Consider the following 10,174-nt stretch of genomic DNA (forward strand, 5'->3'; position numbering starts at 1 on the left):
GTGTTACTCAGTTACGTACTGACGAAACCGACGGGTATACAGCGCTTCAAGTAACCGCTGGCGACAAAAAAGCGAACCGCGTAAATAAAGCAGCAGCAGGTCATTTTGCTAAAGCTGGCGTGGAAGCTGGTCGTGGCTTATGGGAATTCCGTTTAGACGGCAACGAAGGCGAAGGCATAGAAGTTGGCAGTGAAATCACTGTTGAAATTTTTGCTGACACCAAAATGGTTGACGTTGCAGGAACTTCTAAAGGTAAAGGTTTCCAAGGTGCTATTAAGCGCTGGAACTTTAGCCACCAACGTAATTCACATGGTAACTCATTGTCTCACCGTGCACCTGGTTCAATTGGCCAAAACCAATCACCAGGTAAAGTCTTCAAAGGCAAAAAAATGGCCGGTCAGATGGGAAATAAACGTGTGACAGTTCAGTCTTTGGATGTAGTGCGTGTTGACGCAGAGAACAATCTTCTTCTAGTAAGAGGCAATGTTCCTGGAGCGCCAGGTGGCGACGTCATCATCAAAGCTGCAGTTAAAGCGTAACGTCTGGGGAGTTAAGTGATGGAATTAGTATTGAAAGATGCGCAAAGCGCTCTTGAAGTATCCGAAGCAACCTTTGGACGTGAATTTAACGAAGCACTAGTACATCAAGTAGTAGTTGCATTCGGTGCAGGTGCCCGTCAGGGTTCTAAAGCACAAAAAACACGCTCTGAAGTTCGTGGTGGTGGTGCCAAACCTTGGCGTCAAAAAGGAACAGGTCGTGCCCGTGCTGGTACTATCCGTAGTCCTATCTGGCGTTCTGGTGGTGTAACATTCGCTGCTAAGCCACAGGATCACAGCCAAAAGGTTAACAAGAAGATGTACCGTGGTGCGATTCAAAGCATCCTATCTGAATTGGTACGTCAAGAACGTTTAATCGTGGTTGAAAAGTTTTCAGTTGAAGCGCCTAAAACTAAGGAATTACTTTCTAAGTTAAATGGCCTTGAGCTAAGTGATGTACTAATCGTAACGTCTGAAGTTGATGAGAACTTGTTCTTAGCAGCTCGCAACTTATACAAAGTTGACGTACGTGATGTACAAGGCATTGACCCAGTCAGCCTGATCGCATTCGAAAAAGTGTTGATAACTGCTGATGCAGTGAAAGCATTAGAGGAGGCGTTAGCATGATTAACGAAGAACGTCTTTTAAAAGTGGTTTTAGCACCACATGTTTCTGAAAAAGCAACGCTTGCAGCTGAAGTTAACAACACTGTTGTTTTCAAAGTGCTTAAAGATGCGAACAAAGAAGAAATCAAAGCGGCAGTTGAAAAATTGTTCGAAGTTGAAGTTAATTCTGTTCGTACTGTTAACGTAAAGGGTAAAACCAAGCGTCACGGTGCATCTTTCGGCAAGCGTAAAGACTGGAAAAAAGCTTACGTTGTGCTTAAAGAAGGTCAAGACATCGACTTTGCTGGCAGCGAAGGCTAAGAAGGGGACTAGACATGCCATTATTGAAAGCTAAGCCGACTTCTGCTGGTCGTCGTCACGTAGTTCAGGTTGTTAACCCTGATCTACACAAAGGCGCTCCTTACGCTCCTTTGCTTGAAAAGAACAGCAAATCTGGTGGCCGTAATAATAACGGACGTATCACAGTACGTCACGTTGGTGGTGGCCACAAGCAACACTATCGTGTTATAGATTTCAAACGCAACAAAGACGGCATTCCAGCTAAAATTGAGCGTTTAGAATATGATCCTAACCGTTCTGCAAACATCTGTTTGGTGTTATACGCAGACGGCGAACGTCGCTATATTTTGGCTCCTAAGGGCGCTAAAGCGGGTGATCAGATTCAATCTGGTTCAGACGCTGCGATCAAAGCTGGTAACTCTTTACCAATGCGTAACATCCCAGTAGGTACTACGGTACACGCTATTGAGATGAAGCCTGGTAAAGGTGCACAAATTGCTCGTTCTGCTGGTCAGTACGCTCAAATCCTAGCGCGTGCCGAGGGTTATGTAACTCTTCGTCTACGTTCTGGTGAAGTTCGTCGAGTATTAGCAGACTGCCGTGCCACTATTGGCGAAATCGGTAATGCAGAACACATGCTACGTTCACTTGGTAAAGCCGGTGCGAACAGATGGCGCGGTATCCGCCCAACAGTTCGTGGTGTTGCCATGAACCCAGTAGATCACCCACACGGTGGTGGTGAAGGACGCACATCAGGCGGCCGTCACCCAGTATCACCTTGGGGTGTTCCAACTAAGGGTAAGAAAACCCGTAGTAACAAGCGTACCGATAAACTTATCGTACGTCGTCGTAATAAGTAACAGCGAGGATTCACCATGCCACGTTCTCTCAAGAAGGGTCCATTTATAGACCTACACTTGCTGAAGAAGGTCGAGGCTGCAGTGGAGAAAGGCGAGAAAAAACCAATTAAGACTTGGTCACGCCGCTCTATGATCATCCCAGATATGATTGGGTTGACCATTGCAGTCCATAACGGTCGTCAACACGTTCCTGTATTTGTCAGTGACGAAATGGTCGGCCACAAATTGGGCGAATTTGCTCCAACGCGTACTTACCGTGGCCATGTCGCGGATAAGAAAGCCAAGAGATAGGATATAGATTATGGAAGCTTTTGCTAAACATCGTCATGCTCGTACCTCTGCTCAAAAGGCACGCTTGGTAGCAGATCAAATTCGTGGTTTACACGTTGAAAAAGCTCTTGAAGTTTTGGCTTATAGCCAAAAGAAAGGAGCCGATCTAGTCAAAAAAGTACTAGAGTCAGCGATTGCGAACGCCGAACATAACGAAGGTGCAGATATTGACGAATTGACAGTATCTAAAATCTTTGTTGACGAAGGTCCAACTATGAAGCGTATCAAGACTCGAGCGAAAGGTCGTGCTGATCGTATATTTAAGCGTAGCAGTCACATCACTGTTGTTGTGTCTGATAACTAGGAGAAGATAATGGGACAGAAGGTACATCCTACGGGCATACGCCTGGGTATCAGCAAACCATGGACATCTACCTGGTACGCTAATACTGCAGATTATGCAGATAATCTGTTTAATGACCATCAGGTACGTCAGTATCTGACTAAGGCTCTTAAAAGTGCTTCACTTTCGAAATTAATTATCGAACGTCCAGCTAAAAGCATTCGTGTAACTATACACACTGCTCGTCCTGGCGTAGTAATTGGTAAGAAAGGCGAAGACGTTGAGAAGCTACGTAAGCATGTTTCTAAGCTAGCCGGTGTGCCAGCTCAGATAAACATTGCTGAAGTACGCAAGCCAGAATTAGATGGTCAACTAGTTGCGGATAGCATTGCTAGCCAACTAGAACGTCGTGTTATGTTCCGTCGTGCTATGAAGCGCGCCGTTCAAAACGCAATGCGAATTGGTGCTAAAGGTATCAAAGTTGAAGTAAGTGGTCGTTTAGGCGGCGCTGAAATTGCTCGTTCAGAGTGGTATCGTGAAGGTCGTGTGCCATTGCACACATTCCGTGCTGATATCGACTATGCAACATCAGAAGCAGCAACTCAATACGGTATCATTGGCGTAAAAGTATGGATCTTCAAAGGTGAAGTATTAGGTGGTTTACCACTTACTCACGAGCAGCCAGCTGCCGCACCTAAGAAGAAAGGCCGTGCTCCTAAGCGTGAGGGCTAATTATGTTACAACCTAAACGTATGAAGTTCCGAAAAATGCACAAAGGTCGCAACCGTGGTTTTGCCGCGGGTGACAGTGTAAGTTTCGGAACTTACGGACTTAAGTCTGTAGGACGTGGTCGTATGACTGCGCGCCAAATCGAAGCAGCTCGTCGTGCTATGACGCGTGCCGTTAAACGTCAAGGTAAAATTTGGATTCGAGTTTTCCCTGACAAGCCAATTACTGAGAAGCCTCTAGAAGTGCGTCAAGGTAAAGGTAAAGGTAACGTTGAATACTGGGTATGCCAAATTCAGCCAGGTCGTGTTTTATACGAAATGGAAGGTGTTCCAGAAGAAGTAGCACGTGAAGCATTTGCATTAGCCGCTTCTAAGTTGCCATTTAAAACAACTTTCGTAACTCGGACGGTGATGTAATGAATGCCACAGAACTGAAAGAAAAAAGCGTAGAAGAATTGAACGCAGAGTTATTAAACTTGCTTCGTGAACAATTCAACTTGCGTATGCAAGCGAGTACTGGTCAGCTTGAAAAAACTGACGGTCTTCGTAAAGTACGTCGCACTATTGCGCGTGTTAAAACCATTCTGACTGAAAAGGCTGCTGCATAATGACTGAAAAAACAGTTCGTACAGTACAAGGTCGTGTGGTCAGCAACAAAATGGATAAAACCATTACTGTTGCGGTAGAACGTAAAGTGAAACACCCTATTTATGGGAAGTTCATCAAACGTACTACTAAGCTACACGCACATGACGAAACTAACCAGTGTAACGAAGGCGATGTAGTCACAATAAGTGAATGCCGTCCTTTGTCTAAGTCAAAAAACTGGACATTAGTAGACGTTATTACTAAAGCTGCTGTTTAACTAGCAAGCTTAAGTAAAAGAAATACAAAAGGCGCTATCCGCAAGGTTAGCGCCTTTTTTGTTTTTTAATGGCCATAAGGTTTTTGAGAAGCATTTTTTAAGTGGATTGATTTAATACAGTATGTAATAGTTTTATTTTGAGTCAAAATACTGCTAAAAATTGTACTGTTAGCTTAAAAGGAAGTGTAGTGAAACAAGTATGGTCAAATTTAATCTTGGCGTTAGTTGGAGCTATTTTATACATAAATGGCGCTTTAGCTATTCAGTCAAATGAGCTAATTGATCAAAAGCTAACTTTCTCTGTTCTAGAGCGAAATTTAATTGTCAAAAGCAGTACTTTTCAGAATGATATACCCGCCAAACTTATCACTCAGCTTGAGTTAGCTGATGTATATGTATTATATAACCGCATAGATTTATTGAATGAACTTTTAAACAAATTAGAAAAAATAGATATAGATCAGTTTAACCAGGTCCAAAAAGGCCAATTATTATATTTCAAAGCTTATAGCGACTATTTTTCAGGCCGATCTAATGACGCTGACTCAAGTTTGCTTGAAGCATTAACTTTATTAAAAACTGATCAAATAGATGGTGAGACGAACAACCACCTTTTATATATTCAGACAAAAGTTAATTTATTACTAGGTTTAAATAAAGCCTACATTCAAGAGTATGACCGGGCTATAAAAATAGCCACTGCTGCTATTGACCTGGCAGAAAAAAATAATTGGCAATATCTACAAGGTAAAGGCCTTTATTACCTTGGCGATATACAATATGAGCTAAAAAATTATGAAGCTGCGTTAGATCTTTATATGCGCGCTGTTATGTATTACAAAGACGATGAAGTTGTTGATATCGCGGTGGCCAATATGGCTATTGCACAAATGATTAACATTGTTGGAGATAAGTTGGAAGCGCTCGTTCTTCTAGATAAAGCGACTGATAGCTTTAATACGCAAGAAAATATTGCTGGCCTAGCCAACGCTTATTTATTGAAGTCTTATTTTATAGGTAAAACTCGCCCCCAAGAGGCTCTCAATTGGTTAACTCAATCCGTTCAAATACGAGAGGAGTTAGGTGTTCCTATTGATATTGCGAATGCTTATGTACATTTTAGTTCCTTATTATTTGAAAATGGTAACCTTAAAGATGCGTTAAAATATAGCCAGTTAGCGACTGACATTGTAAAGACCTTAGAAGATTTAGCATCACAATGGGATGCGTATGCCAATCACGGCATTTTACTTAACGAAAATAAAGATTACCAAGAAGCCTACCAATACATGCGTAAAGCGGAGCGTGCTTTGCTTAAGCAAGCTAGGTTGGATATAACCAACGAAACAGCGCGCTTGTCTGTCAGTTTTGACTTAAAACAACATCAACTTGAAAACATTTATGCTGAACGACAAAAAGTTATTTTGGAAGAGCGTAATGCTTTATTAGAGTCGCAGATTAAATTACAAGAGGATATGCACACAACTCAAAACTGGATGTTAATCGGGTTGGCGATTTTATTAGTGATGTTTTTGGGGCTAATTCTAGTTATATATCGTTTGTATTATAAAACCAAAATACTAGCTTCTAGAGACGGACTCACTGGCTTAAATAATCGACGGACTATTATGTCCCTAGCAGAACATCACTTTGCCGTTAGCTTGCGCTATGGCCACGCTCTTTCAGTAATCATGATTGATATAGATAGATTTAAGATGATTAACGATCAACATGGCCATGCTCAAGGAGATGATACTTTAACGGCAATAGCAAACATCTTAAAAAATATGTTACGGGCTTCAGATAATATTGGTCGAATAGGGGGGGAAGAGTTTTTATTAGTATTGCCTCATACTAACAAACAAGAAGCTTTTCAATTTGCAGAACGCATAAGACAAAATGTTAAAATTCAACTGGCTCAAATGCATCACCAAGTTAAAGATGTAACGGTAAGTTTAGGAGTTGCCTCTCGAGAGAGTAATACCGTTGATAAAGGCAATAATATTCAACACATTATTGCCCAGGCCGATCGAGCATTGTATCTAGCTAAAAATAGAGGCCGAGACCAAGTTCAAACTATAGAAGTCACTAACTCTGAAGCCGTTCCTGAAGTATAGAAAGAACATTGGTAAATCAGGCTTAGTTTTGTGCTTATTCAATTTGGGATTTAGTGTTGTTTAATTGTGATTTGATTGCAGAGCTGCTTAATTGGCTGCCAATCATAGCCAATACACAATAACCGACAAAATAATAAAACCCTTCTCCTGCAGATGATAGGGTTTGTGTGCTTATTTCCAAGGCTATGTTAAATCCAAAAACACTGATGTTCTGTGCGGTTGCTGTTTCAGCATGATTGGTCGATAGAATAGCCAAAAATATTGCTACTACAAACACATCCGCCATTGACCATTTTCCAATGAGGTTCACAAAATCGACCAACTTTTTGGTGAATAGTTGTTGCTTCATAAAATAAGCACAGGTGATAAGTAGTGTTTTTAACAAAGGAATACAAACAGAAAAAACGAATATAAGCCCTGCCACTAACAAGCGTTGGTCATCCCATAGTTCTTGGACAGTCGCCATAATGGACAACTCTTTATCAATTAAGGCTGAAGTTAACGACGAGCCACTTAATATCGCTTTCATTTCCATATCAAAGCTAAACATCGTCAACAGAATACCGGGGAAAAATAACCCTAAAGCAATGATATTTAATCCAAAACCTAAATGTTTACGAATCATGTATGACCCTTCTATTATTTGCCACAAAATTAATTTTATTAAATTATATCAAGTTGGCTTTGTTTTAAGTGACAAATTGTTTGAAAGAGAACTTTTTTACCATAAAAAATTGGAACGGTTACTAATCAAAGCCTTAAGTGAAAAAGTAGAACGAAAAGGCTACATAAAGGTATGGAATATTATACGTAGTTAGTAGGCTTTATACAGAAAACACCTCGGGTTTGATTAAACTATAATCATGTTGAAAAGTCAGAGTGTTTAAAATGAAGTGTTTGTTAGTACTTTCATGTTTATTACTTTCTAGTTCCTGTTTTGCAGGTACAGAGCGCCTGGCTTTTGCAAAAAGTTGGTTAACATCATGGATGCCTGCTCAATTCGACCTAAATGTCGCTTCCTCCGGTGTTAAATTTAACGGCTGTAAACAAAAGGAATATCAATTGCAATATTCTCAACCTTTTGGGGAAAACTTTGTGATTGAATCATCAGTGAGTTATGCCAAAGCTAAACTTTCTTGGGGAGTATTTAGTCAAAAATTGGCAGTTAAAGAAATCGCGTTTATTCCTCGATATCATCTATCTCACAAATTCAGTTTAGGTATAGGTGTAATAACTCAATCAGCAACTGAGTTTAAAAGTGTTTTAGGATTACAATTTGATTTGCCCGCTAATACTGAGTTGTTGCTGTCAGCTAGGACACAAGGTTTTGCCGCTAAACATTCCTGGGAGTTTTCAGTTTCAAGCCAAAAGTGGGATGCAACTCGCGCATCAGGCACTTGGTACGAAACAGGTGCGGCTAACAGTAAAGTTAGCCTAGAATACAACGGATATTTTTAAGCAAATACAACGGTTTTATTGTGATGAATAATGACCCTATCTTCCAAGTGATAACGGACTCCGTTTGCTAGTGCTGTCTTCTCACAGCTTTTACCTTTTCTCACCATATCAGCTGCACTATCACTATGGCTAATTCGCATTACTTCCTGTTCAATAATCGGTCCTTCATCTAAGTCACTCGTAACGTAATGACAAGTTGCACCAATTAACTTTACCCCTCGCTCGTAAGCTTGTTGATAGGGTTTTGCACCAGCAAAAGAAGGCAAAAAGCTATGATGAATATTGATCGCTTTACCGGCTAGTTTTTGACAAAGGTGGTCAGGTACTATTTGCATAAACCTAGCCAGTACTGTTAAGTCTGCTTGGTAAGCTTCTATTAGTCGTTCTACTTCTGCAAATGCTTGTTCTTTGGTTTGATCTTTAAAGTTAACCCAATGGAAAGGAATATTATGCCAGTCAGCAAACTGCTTCATTTGCGGGTGATTTGCGATGATACATGGAATATCACACTGTAACTCGCCACTATGCCAGCGATGTAACAAGTCCATTAAACAGTGAGATTCGTGACTCGCCAATAACACCATTTTTTGTTTTTGATGTGAATCAGCGATTTTCCAATTCATATCAAACTTTTCAGCGATAGGAGAAAAAGCTTTTTTAAAACTGTCTATTGTCACCTTTACTGAATTGGCGCTAATTTCATGGCGCATAAAAAAGCGTCCAGTTTGCAAATCCGTATGGTGATTGGCTTCAGTAATTGTCGCGTTTTGAGCGGCTAAAAATTGACTTACTGCCGCGACTAAGCCGACTTGATCAGGACAATCTATGACTAATCTAAAGGTTTGTTGCATGGTCTAAAGTGATTTATTTATATGAATGCCCTTATTGTGACCTGCGATGGGGGCTAGGGTAAAGAACAAATTTAGATAATTCTGAATCAGTGGTGGTATTGTAAATACGTCACTTGTCATAGTTTGTTTTAAGTTTTTTGATTGTGTCTATTATTTACGTGATCGAACCTTTGTGTTTTTCAAGGTTATTAACTAAAACTCAATTCGACTAAACAATATCGCATCGATAAGCACATTGGGCCAATAAGGATTGATATTTTGTACAAAAATGAACAAATAGATTATTCCATAATTGAAAAGTTACAAAATGAGGTGTTACTCGCAAGGCAACCTATTTTTAATGAAAGTCATCAAATATACGGTTTCGAAGCCTTATATCGAGGCTCATTTTTTAATGTTAATAATGTAAATGATGGCATGGGAGCGACAGGTGAATTACTGAATAATATTTGTGCTTGTGTACTAGACGAACAGATGAACGTTAACCTTCCCGTCTTTATAAATGTGGATGAAAATTTTATTAATTCCCCCGGCTTTTTCCCCGTTCAGTCTGACAAAATTATTTTAGAAATTTTGGAAACGGTACCTGCTACCCCTAGTATTATTAATAAAATTAAGGAACTCAAAAGTCAGGGCTTTGGTTTTGCGTTAGATGATTATATCTTTGAGCCAGAGAGAGAGCCTTTTTTAGAACTGGTATCCATTGTAAAGATAGACGTATTAGGTTGCACTTCAGAACAATTAAAAGAGGGCATTGACAAATTAGCTAACTATTCAGTTACATTACTGGCTGAAAAAGTAGAAACTGTCTCGATATTCGAAAAATGTCGAGGTTTAGGATTTAAATTATTTCAGGGGTATTTTTTAGAACGACCTAAATTAGTGCGAGGCACCAAAATATCGGCAAGCAAACAAGTAACTTTACAATTGTTATCAGAGTTAACTCGATCGGATATTTCTAACCAGCAAGTGGCCGAAGCTATTCTTCGAGACCCTCGGTTAGCTATGAAAGTAATTTTATTAGTTAATAGTTCTTTGTTTTCATTTGTGCGCAAAGTCACTGATGTGCGAGAAGCTGTGATTATGTTGGGTATAGAATCGGTTAAACGTTGGGCAATAATACTGTTATTAGTCTCTGAAACTGAATCACCCTTAGAAATTTTTAGAACCCTACTTAGTCGGGCAAAAGCGTTAGAGTTATGTGCGATGGATTCTAACCTGAAAAACGAAAGTGAGTATTT

15 protein-coding genes are annotated in these 10,174 nt (G+C 40.1%); 13 read left to right on the plus strand and 2 right to left on the minus strand.

All coding sequences use genetic code 11. The annotated features are described in order from the left end of the window. The 11 genes from rplC to ACSHXM_RS19290 all read left to right on the plus strand — a co-directional run. Window positions 1-539: 50S ribosomal protein L3 (gene rplC / locus ACSHXM_RS19240; RefSeq protein WP_435691561.1), on the plus strand; the 539-nt coding region annotated here is incomplete at its 5' end. Window positions 540-557: 18 nt separating this feature from the next. Then, complete coding sequence (gene rplD, locus ACSHXM_RS19245; RefSeq protein ID WP_006992669.1) at window positions 558-1,163, plus strand: 50S ribosomal protein L4; 606 nt, start codon at window positions 558-560, stop codon at window positions 1,161-1,163. After that, window positions 1,160-1,462, plus strand: coding sequence for a 50S ribosomal protein L23 (rplW, locus tag ACSHXM_RS19250; protein WP_006992670.1), 303 nt, complete (start codon window positions 1,160-1,162; stop codon window positions 1,460-1,462). Before rplD ends, rplW begins: the two co-directional genes overlap by 4 nt. 14 nt (window positions 1,463-1,476) lie before the next feature. Beyond that, window positions 1,477-2,301: a 50S ribosomal protein L2 gene (gene rplB, locus ACSHXM_RS19255; protein WP_006992671.1), complete on the plus strand. Its 825-nt coding sequence runs from the start codon at window positions 1,477-1,479 to the stop codon at window positions 2,299-2,301. A 15-nt stretch (window positions 2,302-2,316) separates the two neighbouring features. Further along, on the plus strand, window positions 2,317-2,592 hold the full coding sequence (rpsS, locus tag ACSHXM_RS19260; RefSeq protein ID WP_014107406.1) for a 30S ribosomal protein S19: 276 nt from the start codon (window positions 2,317-2,319) through the stop codon (window positions 2,590-2,592). A 10-nt stretch (window positions 2,593-2,602) separates the two neighbouring features. Then, window positions 2,603-2,935, plus strand: coding sequence for a 50S ribosomal protein L22 (gene rplV, locus ACSHXM_RS19265; RefSeq protein WP_235314570.1), 333 nt, complete (start codon window positions 2,603-2,605; stop codon window positions 2,933-2,935). A gap of 9 nt (window positions 2,936-2,944) precedes the next feature. Further along, window positions 2,945-3,646: a 30S ribosomal protein S3 gene (gene rpsC / locus ACSHXM_RS19270; protein ID WP_435691566.1), complete on the plus strand. Its 702-nt coding sequence runs from the start codon at window positions 2,945-2,947 to the stop codon at window positions 3,644-3,646. A gap of 2 nt (window positions 3,647-3,648) precedes the next feature. Continuing rightward, window positions 3,649-4,059 carry a 50S ribosomal protein L16 gene (rplP, locus tag ACSHXM_RS19275; protein WP_215926761.1) on the plus strand — a complete coding sequence of 137 codons (411 nt, stop codon included), beginning with the start codon at window positions 3,649-3,651 and terminating at the stop codon, window positions 4,057-4,059. Continuing rightward, the gene (rpmC, locus tag ACSHXM_RS19280; protein ID WP_435691569.1) at window positions 4,059-4,250 is read left to right on the plus strand and encodes a 50S ribosomal protein L29; all 192 of its coding nucleotides are present in this window, start codon (window positions 4,059-4,061) and stop codon (window positions 4,248-4,250) included. Before rplP ends, rpmC begins: the two co-directional genes overlap by 1 nt. Further along, the gene (rpsQ, locus tag ACSHXM_RS19285) at window positions 4,250-4,507 is read left to right on the plus strand and encodes a 30S ribosomal protein S17 (RefSeq protein ID WP_435691571.1); all 258 of its coding nucleotides are present in this window, start codon (window positions 4,250-4,252) and stop codon (window positions 4,505-4,507) included. The genes rpmC and rpsQ overlap by 1 nt, the downstream gene beginning before the upstream one ends. 188 nt (window positions 4,508-4,695) lie before the next feature. Then, window positions 4,696-6,624, plus strand: coding sequence for a diguanylate cyclase (locus ACSHXM_RS19290; protein ID WP_435691573.1), 1,929 nt, complete (start codon window positions 4,696-4,698; stop codon window positions 6,622-6,624). A gap of 34 nt (window positions 6,625-6,658) precedes the next feature. On the opposite strand, the gene ACSHXM_RS19295 is transcribed toward ACSHXM_RS19290, so the two are convergent. Then, window positions 6,659-7,249, minus strand: coding sequence for a paraquat-inducible protein A (locus ACSHXM_RS19295; protein ID WP_435691575.1), 591 nt, complete (start codon window positions 7,247-7,249; stop codon window positions 6,659-6,661). Between the two features lie 263 nt (window positions 7,250-7,512). On the opposite strand from ACSHXM_RS19295, the gene ACSHXM_RS19300 reads away from it, so the two are divergent. Next, window positions 7,513-8,082 carry a hypothetical protein gene (locus ACSHXM_RS19300; RefSeq protein WP_435691577.1) on the plus strand — a complete coding sequence of 190 codons (570 nt, stop codon included), beginning with the start codon at window positions 7,513-7,515 and terminating at the stop codon, window positions 8,080-8,082. Here the strand turns inward: ACSHXM_RS19300 and purU are convergent. Beyond that, window positions 8,079-8,933, minus strand: coding sequence for a formyltetrahydrofolate deformylase (gene purU, locus ACSHXM_RS19305; RefSeq protein ID WP_435691579.1), 855 nt, complete (start codon window positions 8,931-8,933; stop codon window positions 8,079-8,081). The genes ACSHXM_RS19300 and purU overlap by 4 nt on opposite strands. Window positions 8,934-9,191: 258 nt before the next feature. Here purU and ACSHXM_RS19310 point away from each other — a divergent pair. Then, window positions 9,192-10,174: EAL and HDOD domain-containing protein (locus ACSHXM_RS19310; protein ID WP_435691581.1), on the plus strand; the 983-nt coding region annotated here is incomplete at its 3' end.

This window comes from Paraglaciecola sp. (assembly GCF_051252315.1).
Lineage (GTDB): Bacteria > Pseudomonadota > Gammaproteobacteria > Enterobacterales > Alteromonadaceae > Paraglaciecola.

Bases quoted from the DNA above. Each gene is read 5' to 3' on its own strand.
- rplB (WP_006992671.1), top strand. From the start codon at position 1,477: ATGCCATTATTGAAAGCTAAGCCGACTTCTGCTGGTCGTCGTCACGTA.
- rpsS (WP_014107406.1), top strand. From the start codon at position 2,317: ATGCCACGTTCTCTCAAGAAGGGTCCATTTATAGACCTACACTTGCTG.
- rplV (WP_235314570.1), top strand. From the start codon at position 2,603: ATGGAAGCTTTTGCTAAACATCGTCATGCTCGTACCTCTGCTCAAAAG.
- rplP (WP_215926761.1), top strand. From the start codon at position 3,649: ATGTTACAACCTAAACGTATGAAGTTCCGAAAAATGCACAAAGGTCGC.
- ACSHXM_RS19295 (WP_435691575.1), bottom strand. From the start codon at position 7,249: ATGATTCGTAAACATTTAGGTTTTGGATTAAATATCATTGCTTTAGGG.
- rplW (WP_006992670.1), top strand. From the start codon at position 1,160: ATGATTAACGAAGAACGTCTTTTAAAAGTGGTTTTAGCACCACATGTT.
- rpsC (WP_435691566.1), top strand. From the start codon at position 2,945: ATGGGACAGAAGGTACATCCTACGGGCATACGCCTGGGTATCAGCAAA.
- rpmC (WP_435691569.1), top strand. From the start codon at position 4,059: ATGAATGCCACAGAACTGAAAGAAAAAAGCGTAGAAGAATTGAACGCA.
- rplD (WP_006992669.1), top strand. From the start codon at position 558: ATGGAATTAGTATTGAAAGATGCGCAAAGCGCTCTTGAAGTATCCGAA.
- purU (WP_435691579.1), bottom strand. From the start codon at position 8,933: ATGCAACAAACCTTTAGATTAGTCATAGATTGTCCTGATCAAGTCGGC.
- ACSHXM_RS19300 (WP_435691577.1), top strand. From the start codon at position 7,513: ATGAAGTGTTTGTTAGTACTTTCATGTTTATTACTTTCTAGTTCCTGT.
- rpsQ (WP_435691571.1), top strand. From the start codon at position 4,250: ATGACTGAAAAAACAGTTCGTACAGTACAAGGTCGTGTGGTCAGCAAC.